At 70.1% G+C, this 22,445-nt stretch carries 28 protein-coding genes; 15 read left to right on the top strand and 13 right to left on the bottom strand.

The window, feature by feature from the left end; genetic code table 11:
• Nucleotides 1-18: 18 nt before the first annotated feature.
• Nucleotides 19-678, bottom strand: coding sequence for an antibiotic biosynthesis monooxygenase (locus ACZ303_RS01755; protein WP_467333990.1), 660 nt, complete (start codon nt 676-678; stop codon nt 19-21).
• Between the two features lie 44 nt (nt 679-722).
• Nucleotides 723-1,628 (bottom strand): SCO6745 family protein, encoded by a 906-nt coding sequence (locus tag ACZ303_RS01750; RefSeq protein WP_467333988.1) that lies wholly within the window; start codon nt 1,626-1,628, stop codon nt 723-725.
• Between the two features lie 644 nt (nt 1,629-2,272).
• Here ACZ303_RS01750 and ACZ303_RS01745 point away from each other — a divergent pair.
• The 6 genes from ACZ303_RS01745 (at nt 2,273) to ACZ303_RS01720 (ending at nt 7,034) form a co-directional block, all read left to right on the top strand.
• Nucleotides 2,273-2,587: a hypothetical protein gene (locus ACZ303_RS01745; protein WP_467333986.1), complete on the top strand. Its 315-nt coding sequence runs from the start codon at nt 2,273-2,275 to the stop codon at nt 2,585-2,587.
• Nucleotides 2,588-2,780: 193 nt separating this feature from the next.
• The gene (locus ACZ303_RS01740; RefSeq protein WP_467333984.1) at nt 2,781-3,731 is read left to right on the top strand and encodes a bifunctional MaoC family dehydratase N-terminal/OB-fold nucleic acid binding domain-containing protein; all 951 of its coding nucleotides are present in this window, start codon (nt 2,781-2,783) and stop codon (nt 3,729-3,731) included.
• Nucleotides 3,728-4,255: a hotdog family protein gene (locus ACZ303_RS01735; protein WP_467333982.1), complete on the top strand. Its 528-nt coding sequence runs from the start codon at nt 3,728-3,730 to the stop codon at nt 4,253-4,255. Before ACZ303_RS01740 ends, ACZ303_RS01735 begins: the two co-directional genes overlap by 4 nt.
• Nucleotides 4,252-5,418: a lipid-transfer protein gene (locus ACZ303_RS01730; RefSeq protein ID WP_467333981.1), complete on the top strand. Its 1,167-nt coding sequence runs from the start codon at nt 4,252-4,254 to the stop codon at nt 5,416-5,418. Before ACZ303_RS01735 ends, ACZ303_RS01730 begins: the two co-directional genes overlap by 4 nt.
• 53 nt (nt 5,419-5,471) lie before the next feature.
• Nucleotides 5,472-6,308 (top strand): glycoside hydrolase domain-containing protein, encoded by an 837-nt coding sequence (locus ACZ303_RS01725; RefSeq protein ID WP_467333980.1) that lies wholly within the window; start codon nt 5,472-5,474, stop codon nt 6,306-6,308.
• A gap of 186 nt (nt 6,309-6,494) precedes the next feature.
• The gene (locus tag ACZ303_RS01720; RefSeq protein ID WP_467333978.1) at nt 6,495-7,034 is read left to right on the top strand and encodes a SigE family RNA polymerase sigma factor; all 540 of its coding nucleotides are present in this window, start codon (nt 6,495-6,497) and stop codon (nt 7,032-7,034) included.
• Nucleotides 7,035-7,148: 114 nt separating this feature from the next.
• Here the strand turns inward: ACZ303_RS01720 and ACZ303_RS01715 are convergent, their stop codons facing one another.
• From ACZ303_RS01715 to ACZ303_RS01700, 4 genes are all read right to left on the bottom strand, one after another.
• Entirely contained in the window at nt 7,149-7,745 is a 597-nt protein-coding gene (locus ACZ303_RS01715) for a hypothetical protein (protein WP_467333976.1), read from the bottom strand.
• A 98-nt stretch (nt 7,746-7,843) separates the two neighbouring features.
• Nucleotides 7,844-8,044 (bottom strand): DUF397 domain-containing protein, encoded by a 201-nt coding sequence (locus tag ACZ303_RS01710; RefSeq protein WP_467333974.1) that lies wholly within the window; start codon nt 8,042-8,044, stop codon nt 7,844-7,846.
• Nucleotides 8,020-8,865: a helix-turn-helix domain-containing protein gene (locus tag ACZ303_RS01705; protein WP_467333972.1), complete on the bottom strand. Its 846-nt coding sequence runs from the start codon at nt 8,863-8,865 to the stop codon at nt 8,020-8,022. The genes ACZ303_RS01710 and ACZ303_RS01705 overlap by 25 nt, the downstream gene beginning before the upstream one ends.
• Nucleotides 8,866-8,887: 22 nt before the next feature.
• Entirely contained in the window at nt 8,888-9,754 is an 867-nt protein-coding gene (locus ACZ303_RS01700) for a hypothetical protein (RefSeq protein ID WP_467333970.1), read from the bottom strand.
• Between the two features lie 575 nt (nt 9,755-10,329).
• Between ACZ303_RS01700 and ACZ303_RS01695 the strand changes: the two genes are divergently transcribed.
• On the top strand, nt 10,330-10,983 hold the full coding sequence (locus tag ACZ303_RS01695) for a hypothetical protein (RefSeq protein WP_467333968.1): 654 nt from the start codon (nt 10,330-10,332) through the stop codon (nt 10,981-10,983).
• Between the two features lie 225 nt (nt 10,984-11,208).
• Here the strand turns inward: ACZ303_RS01695 and ACZ303_RS01690 are convergent, their stop codons facing one another.
• Entirely contained in the window at nt 11,209-11,925 is a 717-nt protein-coding gene (locus tag ACZ303_RS01690; protein ID WP_467333966.1) for a TetR/AcrR family transcriptional regulator, read from the bottom strand.
• A gap of 163 nt (nt 11,926-12,088) precedes the next feature.
• Here ACZ303_RS01690 and ACZ303_RS01685 point away from each other — a divergent pair, with 163 nt between their 5' ends.
• Genes ACZ303_RS01685 through ACZ303_RS01675 form a run of 3 tightly spaced genes read left to right on the top strand, consistent with a single transcriptional unit; the run spans nt 12,089 to nt 14,459 of the window.
• Complete coding sequence (locus ACZ303_RS01685) at nt 12,089-12,430, top strand: darcynin family protein (RefSeq protein ID WP_467333964.1); 342 nt, start codon at nt 12,089-12,091, stop codon at nt 12,428-12,430.
• Nucleotides 12,427-12,864, top strand: coding sequence for a hypothetical protein (locus ACZ303_RS01680; protein WP_467333962.1), 438 nt, complete (start codon nt 12,427-12,429; stop codon nt 12,862-12,864). Before ACZ303_RS01685 ends, ACZ303_RS01680 begins: the two co-directional genes overlap by 4 nt.
• Nucleotides 12,861-14,459 carry a multicopper oxidase family protein gene (locus ACZ303_RS01675; RefSeq protein WP_467333960.1) on the top strand — a complete coding sequence of 533 codons (1,599 nt, stop codon included), beginning with the start codon at nt 12,861-12,863 and terminating at the stop codon, nt 14,457-14,459. The genes ACZ303_RS01680 and ACZ303_RS01675 overlap by 4 nt, the downstream gene beginning before the upstream one ends.
• Nucleotides 14,460-14,626: 167 nt before the next feature.
• Here ACZ303_RS01675 and ACZ303_RS01670 read toward each other — a convergent pair whose 3' ends face one another.
• Nucleotides 14,627-15,805, bottom strand: a complete 1,179-nt coding sequence (locus ACZ303_RS01670) for a flavin-dependent oxidoreductase (RefSeq protein WP_467333958.1) — start codon at nt 15,803-15,805, stop codon at nt 14,627-14,629.
• Nucleotides 15,806-15,807: 2 nt separating this feature from the next.
• A complete protein-coding gene (locus tag ACZ303_RS01665; protein ID WP_467333956.1) occupies nt 15,808-16,176 on the bottom strand; it encodes a YybH family protein in 369 nt (122 codons plus the stop codon).
• Between the two features lie 116 nt (nt 16,177-16,292).
• Between ACZ303_RS01665 and ACZ303_RS01660 the strand changes: the two genes are divergently transcribed.
• Together ACZ303_RS01660 and ACZ303_RS01655 are read left to right on the top strand one after the other, a co-directional pair.
• The gene (locus ACZ303_RS01660; RefSeq protein WP_467333954.1) at nt 16,293-17,171 is read left to right on the top strand and encodes a LysR family transcriptional regulator; all 879 of its coding nucleotides are present in this window, start codon (nt 16,293-16,295) and stop codon (nt 17,169-17,171) included.
• Nucleotides 17,168-17,443 carry a hypothetical protein gene (locus tag ACZ303_RS01655; RefSeq protein WP_467333952.1) on the top strand — a complete coding sequence of 92 codons (276 nt, stop codon included), beginning with the start codon at nt 17,168-17,170 and terminating at the stop codon, nt 17,441-17,443. Before ACZ303_RS01660 ends, ACZ303_RS01655 begins: the two co-directional genes overlap by 4 nt.
• A gap of 89 nt (nt 17,444-17,532) precedes the next feature.
• Here the strand turns inward: ACZ303_RS01655 and ACZ303_RS01650 are convergent, their stop codons facing one another.
• The 4 genes from ACZ303_RS01650 to ACZ303_RS01635 all read right to left on the bottom strand — a co-directional run bounded on the left by ACZ303_RS01650 (nt 17,533) and on the right by ACZ303_RS01635 (nt 19,326).
• Complete coding sequence (locus ACZ303_RS01650) at nt 17,533-18,231, bottom strand: NAD(P)H-dependent oxidoreductase (protein WP_467333950.1); 699 nt, start codon at nt 18,229-18,231, stop codon at nt 17,533-17,535.
• Between the two features lie 41 nt (nt 18,232-18,272).
• Nucleotides 18,273-18,605 (bottom strand): ArsR/SmtB family transcription factor, encoded by a 333-nt coding sequence (locus ACZ303_RS01645; protein ID WP_467333948.1) that lies wholly within the window; start codon nt 18,603-18,605, stop codon nt 18,273-18,275.
• A 296-nt stretch (nt 18,606-18,901) separates the two neighbouring features.
• The gene (locus ACZ303_RS01640; protein WP_467333946.1) at nt 18,902-19,078 is read right to left on the bottom strand and encodes a DUF6255 family natural product biosynthesis protein; all 177 of its coding nucleotides are present in this window, start codon (nt 19,076-19,078) and stop codon (nt 18,902-18,904) included.
• On the bottom strand, nt 19,075-19,326 hold the full coding sequence (locus tag ACZ303_RS01635) for a DUF7848 domain-containing protein (protein ID WP_467333943.1): 252 nt from the start codon (nt 19,324-19,326) through the stop codon (nt 19,075-19,077). The genes ACZ303_RS01640 and ACZ303_RS01635 overlap by 4 nt, the downstream gene beginning before the upstream one ends.
• A 98-nt stretch (nt 19,327-19,424) precedes the next feature.
• On the opposite strand from ACZ303_RS01635, the gene ACZ303_RS01630 reads away from it, so the two are divergent.
• The 3 genes from ACZ303_RS01630 to ACZ303_RS01620 all read left to right on the top strand — a co-directional run bounded on the left by ACZ303_RS01630 (nt 19,425) and on the right by ACZ303_RS01620 (nt 22,245).
• A complete protein-coding gene (locus tag ACZ303_RS01630; protein ID WP_467333941.1) occupies nt 19,425-20,285 on the top strand; it encodes a helix-turn-helix domain-containing protein in 861 nt (286 codons plus the stop codon).
• Nucleotides 20,261-20,479, top strand: coding sequence for a DUF397 domain-containing protein (locus ACZ303_RS01625; RefSeq protein ID WP_467333939.1), 219 nt, complete (start codon nt 20,261-20,263; stop codon nt 20,477-20,479). The genes ACZ303_RS01630 and ACZ303_RS01625 overlap by 25 nt, the downstream gene beginning before the upstream one ends.
• 110 nt (nt 20,480-20,589) lie before the next feature.
• Entirely contained in the window at nt 20,590-22,245 is a 1,656-nt protein-coding gene (locus tag ACZ303_RS01620; protein WP_467333937.1) for a long-chain fatty acid--CoA ligase, read from the top strand.
• Nucleotides 22,246-22,445: the final 200 nt, after the last annotated feature.

Here is a 22,445-nt window from a genome sequence, read left to right as displayed (position 1 = left end):
GCGGCGCCGACAGGCCCCTCAAGCGACGGTGCCGTGGAGGGTGTAGCGCTTTCCGCCGATGCCGCGTACTCCCGGCATGTCGTGGGTGAGCTGGGTCGCCGCCTTCGCGGTCGGGCCGGTGAGGAAGGTTTCGTGGGCGTCGTCGTCGGTGAACTCCGCGTAGTTCAGGGCGCGGCTGCCGTCGAGGCTGTAGTGGAAGTGGGCCGCGAACAGTCCCGGCACGCCCGCTGCCAGCGGGCCGTCGAGCAGCGCGTCGATGATGGCGCGCTGGGCGTCACGGCCGTCGACGTCGAAGGTCGGCGCGACGATGCGGGTGGGGGTGCCGGCGGTGTCGTAGAGGTTGCTGCGGTACAGCTCGAACGGGATGGGGGCGCTGCGCTCGATGTCCGTGCCGTCCTTGCCGAGGCCGCGCAGGGGTGTCGGCCGCTGGTACATGCGGCCGGTGGCCCGGTAGGCCTCCAGGTCCGTCCACTGTTCGTAGGTCCATACGTTCTCGCCGCAGACGCTGACGTAGCAGGTCTGCGAAAGGAGACCGGCCGGGCGGCTCGCTGCCGACCACTCGGCGACGATCGCGTCGGCCACCGCGCGCTGGATGTCCCGCGCACCCACGTAGAGCGGGCTGACCAGCGCCAGCCGGGAGTCGGGGCGGTCGACGTCGGGGAAGACGGCTGCGGTCATGACGCTCTCCTTCTGGGATGCGGTGATGTCCTTCAGTATGCGGCTCAGCGCTTGTTCCAGGTTTCGGTGTCAGGTGCGAAGAAGTCCCGCAATTGCGGGACGAACGCTCCCGAGCGGACAGCCGAGTTGACCAGTTCGTGGACGAGTCCGGCCAGTCTCTCGACAGCGGAATCGCCCAGGAACGCGTACGGTGCCCGGTCGAGGCGATCGGTCTCGCGCTCGATTTCTTCCCGCAGGGCGGTGCCACGGGCGGTGAGCGCGCCTTCGCCGTCCACCAGGCCGCGCGCCAGCAGCCTTTCCCGCGCGGCCGCCCATTCGTCCTCGGTCCACCCGCGATTGGCCATGACGCTCGCTTTCGCCATGCCGCGTTCGCTCGCGCAGTCGACGACGAGCGCATCGACGCCCGTCAGCTCGAAATGGCCGAGTACCGTGTGGTGGCCGTCGCCCCGGTGTTCGCGGAGCAGGGTCGCCGCGTGCCACAGCGCGAGGTGCGGCTCGTCGGGCCGGTCGAGGGCGGTGTTGGCCGCGTACAGCGGGCGTCCGGCCTCGGAACCCGCTCCGGCCGCCGCCGCGGCGAGTTTCGCCGCCTCCGCCAATGACTCCGACCCGATGACATCGGCGCCGAGCAGCCGTTCCAGCACCGTGCCGGCGGTTTCCTGCCGTGCGGCCAGCACCTGCTCGGGTGAGACCAGGTCCCAGAGCGCGGGCAGGCGCTCCGCGATGTGGGCGGGGGCGAACGTGTTGAGAGCCGCGGTCACGACGGGCGCGTTCACCGCGCCGAGCGGTGATGTGCGGCCCGCGAGGTAGACGCTCTGCGGATCGTTGAGGCCGGATTTCGCGAGTTCGTTCCCCAAGTCGGCGGTGAAGTAGGGGATCGAATGGAGCGCGTTGATCGCCTGCGCACAACGTCGCGCGTAGGAAAGAGCACCGGTCGGCGTCGCAGCAGTCATGACATCCTCAAGAACGTCGGGGAGCGGGCCCGGAATCGGGGAATCGGGGAACTCCGCAATTCGAGGGAGGCGGCAACCAGCCTCATGGGCGCCACCGTCCGCGGCAAGGAAGTTGACCAAAGGGTGACGCGCGCTGACGCAAACTTGTCGGCCGTGCTGTGCCCGTCGCCCCTTCATACGGATCCAGCCGCCCCTCCATACGGATTTATATGGACCAGGTCGCCGCGCGGGTCGCTCGTGGTGAGCTCACCGGGTCCCGGAACCGGGAGAGGGCTGCCGCATGGGACCGGTACGTCCGGTACCACGCGGGCTGACCGGCGCTCCGGCCCTTTCCCGCCAGGTCCCAGCCGTTCCTCGGACATGTTCGCGGGGTTGGCCGGAATTCGGCCGGAACGGTTCTTCGCTTGGGGCTGCTGGGATCTGAGCTGCCTGAGGAAGCCCCTGGGGGCGTCGGGTGCGGGGTTGAGGGTGAGGTGGGGGTTTATTCGAGAGTGGTCATGCTTGCGAGGGAATAGGAAGAGACAGGTGGTTCGGTGGGGATTCGGTGGGCAATTCTTGAATCGCGACGTCGGCACGGTCGCCGGGCGGTAGGCCAACCCTCCGGCAGTAGGCAGTAGTTCGGTTTCTGTTCTGGAGGAAATTACATGGCACGCACCCGCACTGCTCGCGTCCTGGCTGCTGTCGCCGCATTGCCCATGGCGGCTCTGCTGTTCTCCGGTGTGGCCTCGGCCGATGACGGGAATGGCAACCAGATCGCCAACCGTGGGGCCAATGCCGCTGCCGCCGCCATCGTCGGGAGCGGCGTAGGGGGTACGAACCACGGCGCCTCCACCACCGGCCAGCAGCAGGCCGTGGGCACAGGAGCCTCGAACCAGAACAATACGGCGAGCGTCGTCGGTGCCGACGACACCTGGATCCGTCAGGAGAACGTGACGATCAACTTCTCCGACTGGGGCTAGGGCCGGCCCGGCGGGGCAGTGATACGCGACTGGTGGAATGGGTCTGGTGATGGTGCGCGGCGGCACTCCGGTGTCGCCGCGCAGCCATGTCCGGACACGGACACCCCCCCCCGGCCCCCACCCCCACGGTCGGCCGTCGCAACCCGCACCGACCCTTGACATCAGCTCCTAATCTGACGGACAGTCAGTTTTCGTGAGCCCGAGCGACGATTTTCGCGACGACCTCCACCCCCGGCTCAAAGCCTTCGAAGGCCGGCTCGCCGCCGTGTCCGGCCGGGCCAAGGATCCCGTCAATTCGCCGATGATCAGGCACTGGTGCGAGGCCATGGGCGACATGAACCCCGCCTACACCGGCCCCGACGCCATCGCCCCGCCCACCATGCTCCAGGCATGGCTCATGGGCGGACTCTCCGGGCGGGAACGCTCCGCTGCCTACGGGCAGCTGTTCGAGTTGCTCCACCGTGCCGGGTACACCGCCACCGTCGCCACCGACTGCGAGCAGGAGTACCCGCGCCCCCTCCGCCCCGGTGACCTCCCCACCTTCGACACCGTCATCGAGACCGTGTCGCCGCGCAAGACCACCAAGCTCGGCGTCGGGCACTTCGTCACTACACGGACGGAGGTCCGGGTGGAGGGCCGCCTCGTCGGTACGCACCGCTTCCGCATCCTCAAATACGCGCCCAAGTCCCGCCCATCCCAGGAGCCCCTGCCCACCCAGCAGGACCCCCGCCCCTCCGATCACCCCCGCCCCGTCGTCAACCGCGACAACGCCGCCTTCTGGGACGGAGTGGCCGCGCACAAGCTGCTCGTACAGCGCTGCGACGCCTGCGCCACGCTCCGTTTCCCCTGGCTGCCGGGGTGCGGCCGGTGCGGGTCGCCGCGGTGGAGCACCGTCGAGGCGTCCGGTGCCGGGACCGTCTACTCGTACGTGGTCGTGCACCACCCGCCCGTCCCCGCCTTCGCCCCTCCCTACGCCGTCGGCCTGATCGAACTCGCCGAGGGCGTACGGATGATCGCCAACATCACCGGCGCCGCCCCCGAGCGCATACGGATAGGGATGCCGGTCGAGCTGGAGTTCATACGGGTGGACGCGGAACTGGAACTTCCCGTATTCCGGGCGCTCCCGGACGGAGCGGAGGCATGAAGGCCGGTGACGAACTGCCTGCGCTGACCATCCCGGTCACTCGTACGCTCGTCGTCGCGGGCGCCATCGCCTCCCGCGACTTCCAGGACGTCCACCACGACGCAGAAGCGGCCCGCGCGAAGGGCTCTCCTGACATCTTCATGAACATCCTCACCACCAATGGTCTGGTGGGCAGGTACATCACTGACTATTTCGGCCCAGAATCCATGCTTCTGAGCGTTTCGATACGGCTGGGCGTGCCCAACTATCCAGGCGATGTCCTGACGCTGACCGGAAGGATCGTCTCCGTGAGCGATCACGCCCACGACGCCCCCGCCGGAGCCGGCTCCGGACCAGAGCGTGGACCGAAGCCTGGACCCAAGCACGGACCCCGGCACCGACTCGCCCCCGGCTCCGGTCCCACAGGGCGAGCCGAAGTCGCCGTCATCGGCACGAACCGGCTCGGCCGCCACGTCACCGGCTCGGTCACCATCGCCATCCCCACCGCCCCCACCACTCCTGCCGCCGTCGGTCCCACCGAATGAGCGCCCGCCGCCCCGACACCCTCGGTGGCACCGCGGCCGTCGTCGGCATCGGGGCGACGGAGTTCTCCAAGGACTCCGGGCGCAGTGAGCTGGCCCTGGCCGCCGAGGCCGTACGGGCCGCCCTCGCGGACGCCGGGCTCGCGCCCTCCGACGTCGACGGCATGGTCACCTTCACCATGGACACCAGCCCTGAGATCACCGTCGCCCAGGCGGCCGGCATCGGTGAGCTGACCTTCTTCTCCCGCGTCCATTACGGCGGCGGCGCCGCCTGTGCCACCGTGCAGCAGGCCGCTCTCGCCGTGGCGAGCGGCGTCGCCGAGGTCGTCGTCTGCTACCGCGCCTTCAACGAGCGCTCCGGCCGCCGCTTCGGCGCCGGTGTGCGCCGGCGCGAGCCGTCCGCCGAGGGCGTGGCGCTCGGCTGGGCGCTGCCTTTCGGGTTGCTCACGCCCGCGTCCTGGGTCGCCATGGCCGCCCGCCGCTACCTCCACACGTACGGCCTGACGCCCGAGGTCTTCGGGCACGTCGCCGTCACCGACCGCCGGCACGCCGCGGTCAACCCGGCCGCGTACTTCCACGGCAGGCCGATCACCCTCGCCGATCACGCGGCGTCCCGCTGGATAGCCGAGCCGCTGCGGCTGCTCGACTGCTGCCAGGAGACCGACGGCGGGCAGGCGCTCGTCGTCACCTCGCTCGACCGGGCCCGTACGCTCCCGCATCCGCCGGCCGTGATCGTCGCCGCCGCTCAGGGCGCGGGGCGGGCGCAGGAGCAGATGACCAGCTTCTACCGGGACGATCTGACCGGCCTGCCCGAGATGGGGGTGGTCGCCCGGCAGCTGTGGCGTTCCAGCGGCCTGGCCCCGGGGGACGTCGACGTGGCGATCCTCTACGACCACTTCACGCCCTTCGTGCTGATGCAACTGGAGGAGTTCGGTTTCTGCGCACCGGGTGAGGGCGGGGGGTTCGTCGCCGCGGACGCGCTGCCGCTGAACACCCATGGCGGCCAGCTCGGCGAGGCGTATCTGCACGGCATGAACGGCATCGCCGAGGCGGTGCGGCAGGTGCGCGGCACCTCCGTCAACCAGGTCCCCGGCGCGGCGCTGGTCCTGGTGACGGCGGGCACCGGAGTTCCCACGTCCGGGCTGCTTCTCGGGGCAGACGGATGAACCGAGGGCGTGTCAGCGGAGGCTGAAGGTCAGGGGAGCCGTTCACTCGGCGTATGGACCGACGAAGGAAGATCATCGGATATTTCGTCGCCCTGATGGTCGCTGCGGCCCAGCTGACCACCGGGACGCCGGCCGCGACGGCGAAGGACGGGGACCCCAGGGACGACGGCGCCTCCGTGTTCAAGGGGTGGGGCTTCGACACCTGCCAGGCGCCCCCGCTGTCCACCATGCGCGCCTGGAAGGAGTCGGACTACCGCGCCGTCGGCGTCTACTTCGCCGGCCGGGCCCGCGCCTGCCCCAATCAGCACCATCTCAGTGCCACGTGGCTGACCAGCGTCCGCTCCCTCGGCTGGCGCGTCCTGCCGATCTACGTCGGCTCGCAGTCGCCCTGCGTCACCGCGGACAACAAGAAGGGCTTCCTGATCGAGGACGACGACCCCTACGGGCAGGGCCAGGACGAGGGCCGGGAGGCCGTGAACCGGGCCGCCGCGATGGGCATCGCCTCCCACAGCCCGCTCTACCTCGACATGGAGGCGTACGACCAGAGCGACGCCGACTGCACCCGTACGACCCTGAACTTCATCCGCGGCTGGAGCTCGACCGTACGCCGCCAGGGCTATCTGGCCGGCTTCTACAGCAGCGCGAGCTCCGGCGTGCGCCACATGGAGCGCGCCCGGCGGTCGGGCACGTCGAGCCTGCCCGACGTGCTGTGGTTCGCCCGCTGGAACGTCGAGCCCTCCACCGACGACGAGCCGTCGCTCGCCCGTACGGCCTGGCAGCCGCACCGCCGCATCCACCAGTACCGCGGCAATGTCACCGAGTCCCACGGCGGGGAGCGGCTGACGATCGACCGCAACCTCGTCGACGCGCCCGTGGCGATCATCGACTGAGGTCGCCGGGGGCCTGCCGGGGCGCCCCGGCAGGCCCCCTGGCCAGTGCCGCCGCCCCGACGGGCCCCTGAGCACCCTCCCCCTTCAGGAGGTGGGGACAGCCTCATCTGTACGACCTGAGGGGGACCGCTCTTCGGCACCTGCGGCCGATCCGCGAGGCAGGGGGGCGCTCCTAGCGTTAAGGGCATGACAGCAACCACGACGCCTGTGTGCACCAGCGCATCCACCGCCGTGTACCCGTCGTTCTCCTCGTACGTACGGGCACGCGGCCCGGTGCTCCAGCGCACCGCCCGCTCGCTGACCTCGAACCCGTGCGATGCCGAGGATCTGCTGCAGACGGCTCTCACCAAGACCTACCTGGCCTGGGAGCGCATAGAGGACCACCGGGCGCTCGACGGCTACGTACGCCGCGCCCTGGTCAATACCCGCACGTCGCAGTGGCGCAAGCGCAAGGTCGAGGAGTTCCCCTACGACGAGCTCCCCGAGCGCGAGGCGTCGGCCGCGGCGGACCCGGCGGAGGCGCAGGCGCTGCGCGACGCGATGTGGCGGGCGATCCTCCGGCTGCCGGTGCGCCAGCGGGCCATGGTCGTCCTCAGGTATTACGAGGACCTCACCGAGGTGCAGACCGCCGAGCTGCTCGGGGTCTCGGTCGGCACGGTCAAGAGCGCGGTGTCGCGGGCGCTGGGCAAGCTCCGCGAGGACCCGGATCTGGCGCGGGCGGCGTGACGGTCATCAGGGCGTGTGCGGCGGGTCGTGGGGGTGCACCACCGCTGCGCGGCGCTTGAGGACGCGCCCGCAGGGCGCTCGCCGCCGCAGGCGGCAACGACGGTCCCACAGGCCCTACCGGCCACCCAGCAGGCCGGCCGCCTGCTTCAGGACGTCGAAGTCGGCACTCCCCGTGAAGACCTTGCTGTTCGCGGGCAGCGGGCTGGTGGTGAACGATTCCGCGAGGGCGGCCGCGCCGGTCGGGGTGAGGTTCATCGGGATGTCCTCGGCGCTCATCTTGGTCAGGAAGAGCTTCAGCTGGGCCGACGGCGAGGTGAAGACGTCGATCCGCCTGCCGTGGTGAACGGCCGAGGTGACCAAGGCCCGGCCGGGTGTGGCCGCGCCGGCCAGGTTCTCGAACGCGGCCCGCTGCTGATCACGTCGGAAGGCGAAGCCGCCGCCCGCCGCCGGGGCCGGCCCGGACAGGTCCGGGTTGATCCGCCCGGTCTCCAGGCCCGTCCGCACGCAGGGGTGGCCGTTCCTGGCGACCAGGGTGGCGGGCGCGACGGCCGCCAGCTCGATCCCCGCGGTACGCAGGGCGGCGGCGGACGCGTCGGTCAGGCAGAGGGTGATCGGGGTGCCTGCGCGCAGGGGACCCGGTGCGGCCGAGGGCGCGAGCGCTCCCAGTGACACCACGGCAAGGGTGAGGACGCGGAGGCAGGGCTTCTTCACAGCGGACTCCGGAGGGTCGGTGACGCCGACGGGCGAATGCGCCTGGCCAACGCGGGGGCGCTGCGCGCGTCACGCCTCATTCGACTACATGGGCCGTCCTACGGCTTTATCGCGGTGACGAATGCGGCCCATGCCTCGGCGGGGATCGTCAGGGCCGGGCCTTGGGGGTGCTTGGAGTCACGGAGCAGGACGGTGCCGGGTATGTGGTCGGCGATTTCGACGCAGTCGCCGCCCTCTCTGTTGCTGTAGCTGCTCTTGCGCCATACGGCAGCGCTCATGTCGGTTGGGACGGCACGCATGGGTACTGCTCCTCCATTACCTCGCGGATCAAGTCCGTGGACGTCTTCGGGGGGAGTGCGTTCGCCTGTAGGCGGTCGTAGATTCCCGCGTACTTCGCGACCTCTTCGGGCTCTTCGATGGTCCCGCCGGACTGCACGCCCTCCAGGTGCACCACCTCGTGCCTGTTGGGGAGCGTCAGGATGGTGAGCGAGCCGCCCATCGTGACGGTCTCCGCAGTCTCGTACGGGAGAACTTGCACGTGGATGTTGGGCCGTTCGGAGAGGTCCAGAAGATGTTCCAGTTGCCGCCGCATGACCTCTCGTCCGCCCACGACCCGGTGGAGTACGGACTGATCCAGAATGATCCACAACCATGGGGGAGTGGGCGTTTCGAGCAGGGCCTGCCGACCGAGGCGGACAGCCACCTTCTCCTCCAGGCTGAGGCCGCCGTAAATCTCTCCCGAGCGGAAGAGCGCCCGCATGAACTCCTCCGTCTGGGTCAGCCCAGGGATGATCTGCGCGAACTTATGCATCCTCGTCGCTTTGGCCTCGTACTCGAAGAACTGGCGGGACCAATTGGGAAAGGGCGGGATGTAGCCGAGATGTTCCCACAGGTCCGTCAAGTCGCCCTCTGCGCCAAGGACATCGTCCAGAGCGTTCGAGAGTTGCCTGGGCAGCGACTCCGTCCCCAGCTCGATCTTCGCGATCCGGCTGTGCGTGACGTAGACCTTCTCGCCCAGCTCACGCTGCGTCCAGCCCGCGCGAGTCCGCAGCTTGCGGACTTTCTTGCCGTAGACGGCGGCCAGTGAAGTCTCCGGCTCAAGTCGCTTGGGACCAGGCATGGTTGTCGTCGCTCCCGAGTTCTCAGTAAGCCGGTAGAGCCGCCTGGGCGCCACCCAGGGAGCCCACCCCACTATCCCGCCGTTCCTCCGCCGCCTCCACCCGGCAGTCCCGGCAGCTCGTCTCCTCCGCCAGCGGTCGGAACACCCGTTCACAGCCCCCGTCGCACGGCTGCAACGGCCGAACCCCAGGCGCGTCCGCGCCGAGCCGTGGGGCGTCCGGCATCTTGCGGGTGAGGCGGTTGCGGGCCAGGGCCGCCGGGGAATGGACGCGGTCGGGGAGGCCGTCCGTCAGGGCCTCGCGGATTTCCTTGACGGTCGCTCCCCGCAGCAGCCATTCACCCGCCAGGGTGGCCAGTTGCTGTACGTCCCTGCCGGTCAGCCGGAGCCTTCGTTCGCGGTGCGAGACCGAGGCCAGGACCAGCCCGCCGCGCTCGATCAACGGCTGCGGGATTCCGGAGGGCTGGGAGGGAGGGTCGTCAGTGTTCTCTTCAGTGTTGTCTGGGTGACGGCCGACCGCCCGACCTGTCGGTTCACCGACGGCCGGTTTCGCGACTGTCGGTGCTGCGGGGTCGCGTAAGGCCGTGGCCTCCTCCGCCGACAGGGGGACGTTCGAGACCAGCTGGGTCGTCGTCCACCGGCCGTCCGCGCCCTGGCGGCGCCATTCGTGCACGTAGCCCTCCGCCATCAGCTCCCGCTTCGCGCGGATGAACGCCGTCTTCTTGATGGCCGCCTGCGTCGCCGTCACGTGCAGGGGGGTGCGCACGTCCTCCGGCAGGGAGAGCTGCCACAGCAGTAGCCGTACGGCCTCGGCCGACAGGCGCGGATGCCGAATGATCTCGTTCGGTACCTGGGAGAAGAATCGCGCGGGGGCGATAGCATGCCGGAGCATCCCGAGGTCCTCCTATGCAGACCTTGTGGGTGTAGGCCCTCGACCGGTGTTCCCGCACCGTCGAGGGCCGCTTCGCTTCGTCACGAAGCAGCCGAATCCCGGCCACCGTATCGCAAGCGCGACCGTCCGCGCGGGCCTTCAACGCCCGTTCTGACGTGCGAAGTTCGGTGCGGTCAACCTGTTGTTGACGATGGTCGGCGTCCCCGCGTATCGATGAGAGAAGGGCCAGTACGCGGCCCGTGACGAGGACAACCGGGTCGCCATCGCCCAGGTGCTGTCCGACAAGAGCAACGGCCCGACCTTCGTGGAAGCCGCGGCCAAGGCCGCCAAGGACAAGGCCGCCATGGACAAGGCCGCGAAGGACAAGGCTGAAGCCCGTCGGTGGCAGCACCGGACTCGCCACCACCGGCGCCGGTTTCGACGCCCCCTGGGCGATCGGCGGCACGGCTTCGGCCGTCGCCGCCGGTGCGGGCCTGGTCGTCGTGGCCCGCCGCCGCAACTCCGCCGGGCGCTGACGCGAACCCGGCGGATCCGGCCGGGTCCGATTGTCAGTGGTGGGGAGTTGAATGGTCGCCATGACCGTTCTGGAGCTCGTGGCCCAGCTGCCCGACCCGGCGGTGCTCCTGGAGCGCTGCCGGGCCCTCGCCGTGCTCGACGCCGTTTTCGATCCGAGTTATCGCACATACAGCTTCGACCCCGCCTGGGGTGACGGGGTCGCGCTGGCGGAGATGGACAACGGCGGCGGTGATCTCTACGCCATCGTCTTCGACCCGGCCGGGGTCTTCCTCTACGGCTTCGACCACGAAAGCGACGCCACACCCTGGCGCGAGGACGACCGCGCCCACTGGCCGGGCCTGCTCGACGGCCTCCCTCCGGCGCTCGCCCATTACGCCGCCGAGCCGGCGTTCGAGTTCGACGGGTTCTTCGACGCCACGGTCTGCGCGTGGCGGGAGACCGGGGACGACAGGTGGCACTGCGGGCCGGTGGAGTTCGAGGACGGCGAGACCGACGGGGCGGACTTCCTCTTCGAGCTGCTGCTCGACGGTGGTGGCGAGGCGTACGCCGAGTGGGCCGAGGACTATTTCGAATGCCCCGTCGACCGGGACGCGGTGGCGGCCGTCCTCGCCGGGGCCCCGCTCACCCCGGAGCTCGTCCGCACGCTCAACCCCACGGCGGACTTCCCGAAGCTCGCCGAGGAGGCCGCTGCGTTGGGGCACCGAATAGGTTAGGCGGCGGATTTGCGAGGTCCGCGGACGCCGACGGCCCTGGAAGGAAAGGCAAGCCGTCCGGTGCGGCTGGAGGCTGCACCCGTCGGCGGCCGTGGTCGGCGAGGTGAAAGATTCGTCAGGGGGGCCGCCCGCCGTCCTGGCTGGTGGCCGGCGGTCCGGCACGCGCCGTTCAGGTCGTCCGGCAGCATTGTGCCGTTCAGTCACGCTTCCCGGAGTCGCCGGTTGTCAGCCGACGTGGGTCCCGAACATGGCCAGGACCTCGCGCAGCGTCTGCTCGAAGAGGGGCTCGGGGTCGGCGAGCGCGAAGTCCAGGTGGCCGAAGGTCTCCATCGAGATGACGCCGTACAGCCGTACCCATGCCTGGACGAAGACGTGCAGGACGGGTAGCGGCACGTCATCGGTCAGGTGCTCGCGCAGTTCCTCCAGCTGCTCCAGCCAGGCCGGCTCGCTCCGGCTGTCGGCAGGTGGCGGGGCCGGGATGGTTCCCTCGCGCCACAGCTCGGTCATGAGTGTGAGGAATACCTGGCCGAAGCGCCAGCTCGCTTCGTGCGAGGGGTCGTCGGGTGCCGTGCCGGCGTCGGCGATGGGCTTGCCGAACAGAAGGCTGAACTCGCGGCGGTGCGAGAGTGCCCACAGCCGCAGCGTGCGAGCGGCGGACGCCAGCTTCTGGGCAGTCGGCGCCTGGGGGTGTTCGTCGCGCGCGGCTTCCAGCGTGGCCGCCAGGTCCTGGTAGAGGTCGGCGACGACGGCCTGGACGAGAGCGCGGTGGTCGGGGAAGTAGCGATAGATGGCCGGTGCGGTCATGCCGAGCTCGCGGGCGATGGCCCGCAGGGTCAGGGCGGTGGGGCCCGCCTCCGCGAGCAGGCGCCGTGCCGTGCGCAGGATGCCCGCCTCGGTCTGCGCGCGCTGCCGAGCGCGCTGGGTGGGGGGCTTGTCGGCCATGTGCGGCTTCTCCTGCTCTCGGGCCCGGCCCGGATCCGGCTTCCTCGGGGCCCCGGGCTTGACTCGGTAAACGGTGTTAGCTGTATCTTACGACCCGCCTGGTAAACACTGTTAACTATTTCTGCCCCGTGGCCGTCCGCCCGGGGCGCGATGGGGGCACCGCATGGCATTCGTGATTGTCCTGGGCTACTCGTTCTCGCCGTTGTGGCTGGCGCTGCCGCGTGCGGAGCGGCGGCGCTTGAAGGAGACCCATATCGGTCCCATCGTCGCGAAGTACGAGGACCGGGTGCGGATGCGGTTCGTCGACGCCGAGGCGTTCCAGACGCGCTTCACCGACTTCGCGCTGCTGGAGACCGAGGACCTCACGGCCTACTACTTCCTGGTCGAGGAACTGCGCGACACCCCGCTCGTCGGCCAGGGATACCTGACGTTCAAGGACATCTTCCTCGGCATCGAGGACGGCTACGAGGCGTACGAGCACAGCTTGCCGGAGGCCGCCGCATGAGCGCCCTGAGCAGTGTCGTCGTACCGACAACCGAGACGCGGCGGGCACGGTCGCAGGCGAGCCAGTGGCCCGTCACCGTCATGCGGGCGCTCGCCTGCCTGTTTCTGCTCGACACCCTGTTCCAGGCCGCTCTGGCAGGGCTGTTCGTCACCGGGGACGTGGAGCTGCTGCGCTGGCACGACGCCAACGCCCAGGCGCTGTCCACGCTCGCCGCCCTGCAGATCGCCGCCACCGCGCTGATCCGGTTCCGCGCCCAGGGCCCGCGCTGGCCGGTCGCGGCGACCGTGCTCCTGCTCGCCCTGATCACAGGTCAGCAGGCCCTGGGACACGCCCGGATCCTCGCCGGGCACATCCCCCTCGGCATGGCCCTTTTCGGCCTCGCCGCCGCACTGACCTGCTGGGCCCTCACCTTCCGAACCCAGGGGGAGAGATGACGCCACAGCTCTCGCGCCGTGCTCTGCTGGGACTGCTCACCGGTGCCGGATCGGCCGTGACCCTGGGCGCCGCCGGGTACGCGCAGCTGGCCGGTCGGTCCACCGGCCGCACCCTCACCAGCACGGCGAAGCTTCCCGAGCCCTTCTCCGTACCGCTGCCGGTCCCGCGCGTGGCCCGGCCGGTACGTACCCGCCGTGGCCGGGACACGTACGAGGTCGTTCAGCGGGAGGCGGCCGTGGAGATCCTTCCGGGCCTGAAGACCGCCGTTTGGGGCTACGACGGGATCTTCCCCGGCCCGACCTTCACCGGCCGCTCGGGTCGCCCCGTGACCGTGCGGGTCCTCAACAAGCTGCCCGTGCCGACCGCGACCCATCTGCACGGCGGCGTCACTCCACCGGAGCACGACGGCTACCCCACCGACCTGCTCCTGCCCGCGGGCTGCGACCCCCGGCTCCGCAAGGACGTCCTCAAGGGCCAGCAGGCCGGGCACGCCATGCACGTCGCGCCGTCCGACTGGAACGTGCGCGAGGGCTACCGGACGTACGAATATCCGCTGAACCAGCGTGCCGCCACGCTCTGGTACCACGACCACCGCATGGACTTCAGCGCCCCACAGGTCTGGCGTGGGCTGGCCGGCTTCTTCCTCGTCCACGACGAGGAAGAGGACGCGCTTCCGCTGCCTCACGGCGAACGGGACCTCCCGCTGATGCTCTGCGACCGGTCCTTCGACGCCGACGGCGCCTTCCGCTACCCGGCCCTGGACCCCTCCTGCACCGGCGCCCCCGGCGTCCGCGACGCCTACATGGACGGCGTCCTGGGTGACGTCCAGCTGGTCAACGGTGCCCCCTGGCCGCGCCTGGAAGTCTCCGCCACCCGCTACAGGCTGCGACTGCTGAACGCCTCCAACGCCCGCCGCTACCGCCTGGCCCTGGAACCCACGCCCCGCACCGGAAGCTCCTTCACCCAGATCGGCAGCGACGCCGGCCTGCTGGCCGCGCCGCAACAGCTGAACACCCTCTCCATGGCCCCGGCGGAACGGTTCGACGTCGTCGTCGACTTCTCCGCCTACCCGGTCGGCAGCGACGTCACCCTCGTCAACACCCTGGGCCAGGGCCGCATGCGCCAGGTGATGCGCTTCCGCATCACCCGCCGTGGCAAGGACGACAGCGCGATCCCGCGCCGCCTGTCCAAGCTGGAGACGCTGAAGGCGAGCGAGGCGGCGGCGGTCCGCAGGTTCGACTTCCGCCGCACCGAAGGCGTGGACGACCGGCAGATGTGGACGGTCAACGGCCGCCCCTTCGACACAAGGACCCTGCTGGCCACACCCCGCCTGGGCACGGTGGAGCGGTGGAGGTTCAGCAGCGACTTCCACCACCCCGTCCACGTGCACCTCGCGCACTTCCAGGTGCTCTCCCGAAACGGCCGTGCCCCGGCCGCCACTGATGCGGGGTGGAAGGACACGGTGGACGTACGGCCCTACGAGGTCGTCGACGTCCTCGTCCGCTTCGACGGCTACCGGGGCCGCTACATGCTCCACTGCCACAACCTCGAACACGAGGACATGGCCATGATGGCCAACTTCCAGGTCCTCTGAGAGGGGCGTGCGAACCAACGCGCCTATCAGCCCGGGGTACGGCACCCCTACGAGCGCGAAGAGCCGGTGCGTTTCGGCCGGGCCCTCCGCTCATGGCCAGGGGGTGCCCTTGGTATCCCGTCCTTGCGGGTTCGGCCGGACGGGATGAGGGCGGGCGTGCGGCGCGTTCACGTAGCCGCCTTCCCGGGGTAGTGCCGGCCGGGCCGGCGGTCGGCGCCGGTGGCGCGGCGGTAGTCCTCGGTGATGCGGGCGAGTTCGGCGGGGGTACGGGCGTCCACGCCGCGCCGCATCTCGCGGTTCGCGGCGATGACGGCCGCCGTCGCATCGCGGCGCGCCTTCTCGTACGCGGCCAGGCCGTGGGGCAGGCCGGCGGCCGCGAGCTCGTCGGCCAGGACGCGCGCGTCGACGATCGCCTGGGACGCGCCGTTCGCGCCGAGGGGATACATGGGGTGGGCGGCGTCACCCAGCAGGGTGACCCGGCCCGAGCCCCACGACGGCAGGGGGTCACGGTCGACCATGGGGTATTCGAGGATCATCCGGCTGCCGGTGACCAGGGAGGGGACGTCGAGCAGGCCGAGGTCCCAGTGGCCGATGTGGTGCAGGACGTCTTCCGGGTGGCCCGGGAGGTTCCAGTTCGCGTCGCCGGGCAGCGGGCCGGGGTCGGCCACCTGGACCTGGGCCACCCAGTTGATCAGGTTCGGGCCGATCGGATAGGCGATGAGCTCGCAGTTCGCCTCGCTGCCCTCGCCCCTCGCGATGACCATCGAACGGCCGTCGAGGAAGGGCGCGGCCTCGGTCACCCCGCGCCACATCCGTACGCCGGACCACGCCAGTGGTCCCTGGTCCGGGTGCAGTTGGGCCCGCACCGCCGAGTGCAGGCCGTCCGCGCCGATCAGCACGTCGGCCGCGATGTCCGTACCGCCGACCCGGGCCCGTACGGCGTCGGCGTCCTGCGTGAACCCCGTCAGCCGGGCGCCGGTGCGGACCGCGTCCGGGCCGAGCCGCTCGCGCACCGCGGACAGCAGCAGCATCTGCAACTGCCCGCGGTGCACGGCGTACTGCGGCCGGTCGTATCCCCCGGGGAGCCCGCGCTTCTCGGCGAAGAGCGTGGCCCCCGACCGGTCGCAGTAGACGTTCTCGGTGATGGCGACGCCGATACGGGCCAGGTCGTCGCCGAGACCGAGGTCGGTGAGTTCCCGCACGGCGTGCGGGAGGACGTTGATGCCGACGCCCAGCGGGCGCAGTTCGCGGGAGCCCTCGATCAGGGCCGCCTCGATGCCCGCGGCGTGGAGGGTGAGCGCGGTGGTGAGGCCGCCGATGCCGGCCCCGGCTATGAGGACGCGCATGGTCAGCCGGTGATCTCGGGGCGGTCGATGATGCGCAGCCACGTACCGTCCGGCTGCTGCCGCGCGACCTGGACGCGCCCGCCGGAGTTGTCGGCCGGCCGCGTCGAGGTGACGGCGAGGTCGCCGTGGCGCAGGGTCGGCAGCGGCTCCTCCACCGTGAACCGCGGTGCCTGCGCCACCATCTGCTCGAACAGCGCGCGGATCGCCTCACGGCCGACCGTCCGCTCACCCGGCGGGAAGGCGAGGACGGCGTCTTCCGCGTACAGCTCGGCGAGCCCTTCGGCGTCACCGGCGTTGGCGCGCTCCACGAACATCCGGGCGATGTCCTCGGGGGCGGTGGCGCGCGGGCGAGGGGTGGTGTCCATGCTCATGCCGCTCAGCTCCTCTTGTCTTCGGTGCGGGCCCTGCCGTTCCCGCGCTCCCAGCCTCCTCCCGCCTGATCCAGAAGTCCAAGATCTAGTCATGCTCGTAGCTAGAATCATTCGTTATGGAACTTCGCCAGCTGGAGTACTTCGTGACCGTGGCCGAGGAGGCCAACTTCACCCGTGCGGCAGAGAAGTTGCACGTCGCCCAGCCCGGTGTCAGCGCGCAGATCCGCAGGCTGGAACGGGAGCTCGGCCAGGAGCTGCTGGACCGGTCGGGGCGCGCCGTGCGGCTGACGGAGGTCGGCGAGGTCGTCCTCCCGTACGCGCGCGCGGCCCTGACGGCGGTGCACGGGGTGCGACTCGCCGTGGACGAGATGGCCGGGATGGTGCGCGGGCGCGTCGCCATCGGCATGGTGACCTCGCACGATGTCGATCTGCCCGCGCTGCTGGCGGAGTTCCACGCGGCTCACCCCGGCGTGGAGATCACCCTCGTCGAAGCCAATTCCCACGAGCTCGCCGACGCGCTGCGGTCCGGCCGGCTGGACGCGGCGATCATCGCGTTCGGCGAGCCGCTGCCGCCGGGCCTCGCGATCCACACCATCGTCGAGGAGCGCATCGTGGCCGCCGTCGGCCTGGACGACGAACTGGCGGCAGAACCGACGATCCCGCTCGCGGCCCTGCACGACCAGGTGCTGATCAGCCTCCCGCAGGGCACGGGAATCCGGTCGATCCTCGACGGCGCCTGCGCGGCCGCCGGGATCGCCCCGCGCGTCGCGTTCGAGGCCGGCAGTCCGGTGGTGCTCGCGAAGCTGGCCGCGCGAGGACTCGGCGCCGCGATCATTCCGGAGGGCCTGGCCCGGTCGAGGGCCGACCTGCACACGCTGGTGATCCATGAGCCGGAGCTGCGCGGGGGCCTCGCCCTCGCCTGGCGCGAGGACGGTCCCATGAGCCCGGCCGCCCGCGCCCTGGTGGAGCGGGCCCGGCGCATGCTCGGGGCGTGAGCGCCGCGCTCGTTCGAGGGGTACGCACGCGCCCGTTGCTCCGGCTCGCGGATGCGCGACGCCCGTACCCACTCGTTTCAGCGGGCATCGATGAACAGGAGAGAACAGCGCGGGCGGAGAAGGGACAGGAAATGGCCACGGTACTTCTCGATCTGCAAGTCATGGCGCTCGCCGAGGGCGAAGAGTGGACGCCCGAATTCCCGGCCAGCATCGAACCCGACAGTTCCCTCAGCATCCTGCTCTGCGAGGGGTACGAGCTGTACGAGCGGTGAGAGCGGCGTGGGGGTGGGGTCGGCTCCTGCCGGCCATGCGGCGGCCGCTCAGCAGCTCTCCTCGGCCTGCATCGCGTGTTCCCGGTCGGTCACCGAACCGCGGAAGCGGGCCCGTTCGTGGCCCGCGAATCCGCCGCGATGAGCGCGACGGAGTCCCTGACCGCGTCCAGCGCCGCCGTTCGTTCCTGGTCGGTCATCTGGGCGGGTCCATGGGTGACCACGGGGTCGAGCGTCTGGAATCCGACGAACTCCAGCATCCCGCGGTGGATGTGGAACAGGAAGTCGTCCATCGGGCCGAAGGCGCCACCAGGGCGGAACGACTCACTGGACCCGCCGGTCGTGAACAGCAGCATCGCGCGCTTCCCGGCGAGCGCCGCGTCGCCGAAGAGTCCGTGGTCCCCGCCGAAGACCCCGCCCCTCACGAAGACCCGGTCCACCCATCCCTTGAGGATGGCGGGCAACGAGAACCACCACATCGGGAAGGACAGCACGAGCAGATCAGCGGCGAGCAGCCGATCGAGATGCGCCTTGACGGCCGCGTCGAGCGTCCCGTCCTTGACCGCGCGCATCTGCTCGGCCTGCGGCTTGAAGTGGCCTTCCGCCGGTGCGAACTCCTCGCGGGCGAGGACCGGGGCCCATGCGTCGGCGTAGAGGTCGAGGACGTCGACCCGGTACCCGGCATCACGCAGAGCCTGAGCCGCGGTGGTCATCTGGGCGGTGGTGAACGACTGGGGCTCGGGGTGAGCGTGAACGATCAGCGCGGTGGGAGCAGCATCGAAGGTCGACATGAGAGAATCATATCGACGTATTGCGATGCGTCAATGAGTTATCAGATGGTGGTGTCGATCGCTCGCGCCACCTGCGCCAGCCGCTCTTCATCGCGCCGGTAGTGGGTCCACTTGCCCACCCGGGTGGGATGCACGAGCCCCGCCCGTTCGAGCGTGCTCATGTAGCCGGAGACGGTCGACTGGGCGAGCCCCGACTTCGCCTGGATGTGCGTGACGCACACGCCGACCGTCCGGCGGTCCGCGATCGGCTCGTACTCGCCGAAGTGCGTCTCGGGATCCTTCAGCCACCGCATGATCTGCAAACGGGCAGGGTTGCCAAGGGCCTTGAACACCTCGATCAGATCACCCGGACCCGATCCCGCCGCTTCGGCCATGAGCCGCCTCTCTCGCCAGACACTCCGACACACCACGATATCTCGATGCCTGGGCTACAACTTGGCCAGCCATTTCCCGCGGGCCAGGTACGTCGAGCCGTCGGGCTCGACGAAGACCCGGGCGTCATCGTGACGAGCGGTGCGCGACGCGCATGGCGAGCGCTTCGGCATGTAGGTGCCAGATCTGCGTTGCGGGCGGCATGTGCGTACCTCCGGGGCTGTGGCCGGTCCGAGTGGCTCGGCCTTGGCGTGCTGCGGTGGTGCCCCGTCCCGCTCGGCTTCCGCGAGAGGCGCCCCTAACGTCTGTCGAGGGCCATGCGGGAGCCGGTCGGTGGGGCGTAGTCCGGGAGGGGGAGCGCCAGGCCGATCGTCCCGTAGGACGGGAAGCGCTCTACGCCGCAATGGGCGCATCGCATGCCGGCCCGCCCCCTCCTCCACCCACCCGGCGGGTGCGCGCAGTCGCGGCCGGTCACGGGCGGGCCGCCGGGGTGTCCATCACCGCGCGCCAGCCGCGCTTGATGATCTCGGTGTACGAACGGTGCGACGGGTGCGCGCCCGCGTGCCGGAGGACCCAGTCGATGGTCGGCGTCGGGTCCGCCGACCGGGGCGACCCCTCCCCGCACAGATCGCACTCCTGCGCGTACGTACGAATCCTGGCGTCCGGCTCCTCGTCGGGCCGGACCGTCCAGTACATGTGCTTGATCACGGCCCGGGTGCTCACCGCTCGACTCCTCACTGTGTGTGCTGATGCGGTGACGAGAATGGCCCCTGCGGAGTACGCTGACCAGGGGTAACGGCTTTCGGCGTATCAAGGCGAAAATGGTGGCAACGGTGCCCGCTCCCAAGGAACTCGACCCTTCCACGTCCCTGGCGGCCCTGTACGGCAAGAAGTTGCGCAAGCTGCGTGCGCGAGCCGGTTGGACGCAGCGGGAATTGGGTGACCAAATCCCCCTCGCGCACAACCGGATCGCTCAGTTCGAACTGGGCAAAGAGGTGCCTCCCAAAGACATCTCCGACCGGCTTGACAAGCTCCTCGACGCGGATGGAGACCTGTCCGATCTGTGGGAGCACGTCAAGCGACTTCCGTATTCGGACTGGGTGCGCAAGTACGTCGAGTACGAGGCCAAAGCCAGCGCCATGCACAAGTACTTGCCGTTCCACGTTCCTGGCCTGTTGCAGACCGAGGCGTACGCACGGGAGATCATGCGAGTTGCCTACCCGTGGTTCACGGCGGATTTCATCGAGGAAAAGGTCGCCGCGCGGATCGCCCGGAGGAGCGTGCTCGCGAAGCCAGACCCTCCGCTGCTGTGGGTGGTGTTGGACGAGGCGGTGCTCCGACGGCCGGTCGGAGGTTTTTCCGTCATGTACGAGCAGTTGGCTCATGTCCTGGCCGCTGCCGATTCTCCGAACATCGAGGTGCAGGTCCTGCCGTTCGCGGTGGGCGCGCATGCGGCCATGGGCGGAACGTTGACCTTGCTGTCCTTCGACAACGCCCCGGATGTGGCCTACGTTGAAGCGGAATCCTGGGGCGATCTGGTCAGGGACCGGCGAGCGGTAGCGCGGCACTCGCATCGGTACGACCTGGTGCAGGCTTCGGCGCTCTCGCCATCTGCGTCAATCAGCTGGCTTGAAAAGGCGATGGAGGAATTCGGCACATGCAGAGCACTCGAATCGGACTGAGCCGAGCCACTTGGCGCAAGTCGACGTACAGCGTGGGAGACGGTGAATGCCTCGAAATCGCCGACAACATACCCGGCGGCATCGTCCCCGTCCGCGACAGCAAGCGGCGACCCCACGCCCCCGCCGTGATCTTCCCGGCCTCCGCCTGGGCCACCTTCCTCGCCGCTGTCAAGAGCGGCGATCTCGCCCCCTGAGCGGCAAGCGAAAACGTGGCCGCAGGGTAGTGACTTACCGAGGGGAACGTAAGCAGAATCGCGGGGAACTACCTCGCGCAACGCGGCGCGTAGATATGGGAGGCCCCTCGGTGCTGAGCACGATGCAGGACGTACCGCTGACCGTTACCCGCATGCTCCTCCACGGTGCGCTCGTGCACGGGGACGCGAAGGTGACGACCTGGACCGGGGACGGCGAGCCGTTGAGGCGCAGTTTCCGCGAGATAGGCGAACGCACCACGCAGTTGGCGCACGCGCTCCGGGACGAGCTCGGGGTGGTGGGCGACCAGCGGGTCGGAACGCTCATGTGGAACAACAGTGATCACATGGAGGCGTATCTCGCGGTCCCCTCCATGGGTGCCGTCCTGCACACCCTGAACCTGCGCCTGCCTCCCGAGCAGATCGCGTACATCGTCAATCACGCCGCCGACCGCGTGATCATCGTCAGTGGTTCGCTGCTGCCGCTGCTCGCGCCGCTGCTGCCGTACCTCGGTACGGTCGAGCATGTCGTCGTCTCCGGCCCGGGGGACAGGTCCGTCCTCGCGTCCTGTCGACCCACCGTGCACGAGTACGAGGAGCTGCTCGCGGGCCGCCCCGGTGACCACTTCGACTGGCCCGAGCTGGACGAGCGCGAGGCCGCCGCCCTCTGCTACACCTCGGGGACGACGGGCGACCCCAAGGGCGTGGCGTACAGCCACCGTTCGGTGTACCTGCACGCCATGGAGGTCAACGCGGCCGCGTCCTTCGGACTGACCCCGGCCGATACGTGCCTGCCCGTCGTGCCGATGTTCCACGTCAACGCCTGGGGTCTGCCGTTCGCGTGCTTCATGGCGGGCACGTCGATGCTGATGCCCGACCGGTTCCTCCAGCCGGCGCCGCTCGCCGACATGATCGAGGCGGAGAAGCCCACCGTCAGCGGTGGCGTCCCGACGATCTGGGCGGGGTTGCTCGCCGAACTCGACGCGAAGCCGCGTGACATGTCGTCCCTCCGGACCGTGATCGTCGGGGGCTCCGCGTGCCCGCCGGCGCTGATGCGGGACCTGGAGGACCGGCACGGGGTGACGCTCGTACAGGCGTGGGGCATGACGGAGACGTCGCCGCTGGGCTCGATGGCGTTCCCGCCGCTGGGGATGACGGGCGAGGAGGCGTGGCCGTACCGCATCCTCGCGGGGCGGCCGCCGGCCGGTGTGGAGCTGCGGCTGGCCGCGCCCGATGGCAGCATCCAGCCGTGGGACGGCGAGTCGACCGGCGAGCTGGAGGTGCGCGGGCCGTGGATCACGGCCTCGTACTACGGCGGGGCGGGCGCCGAACACGAGCGTCCGAAGGACAAGTTCACGGAAGACGGCTGGCTGCGGACGGGCGACGTCGGCGCGATCTACCCGAACGGCTTCCTGAAGCTGACGGACCGTTCGAAGGACGTCATCAAGTCGGGCGGTGAATGGATCTCTTCGGTTGAATTGGAGAACCATTTGATGGCGCACCCGGACGTCGCCGAGGCGGCCGTGGTGGCGGTCCCGGACGAGAAGTGGGGCGAGCGGCCACTGGCGACGGTGGTCCTGAAGGACGGCGCGACCTGCGACTACCCGGCTCTGAAGGCGTTCCTCGGCGAGCGGGTTGCCCGCTGGCAGCTTCCGGAGCGGTGGGCGCGTGTCACCTCGGTGCCGAAGACTTCCGTCGGGAAGTTCGACAAGAAGGTTTTGCGTCGGCAGTACGCGGATGGTGAGCTCGACGTCACGGTTGTCGCGTAGCGGTTTCCGCTGCGCGGGGCGGGTCGGGATTCTGGGTGAGCACGGTTGCCCTCGTGCGGGCGCGTTTCCCGCTGCGCGGGGCGGTGTCCGCTGCGCGGGGCTTGTGGCTGGGCGGGGTCGGGCCTGCGGGGGTGGGGGGGGGGGGGGGGGGAGGGGTTTCCCCCCCAACACCCCCCCCCCCCCCCCCCCCCCCCCCCCCG

The sequence above is a fragment of the Streptomyces sp. NPDC023527 genome, from assembly GCF_055560115.1.
The sequence above is the reverse complement of the archived record's forward strand: the minus strand, read 5'-3'. Positions and strand labels throughout refer to the sequence as shown.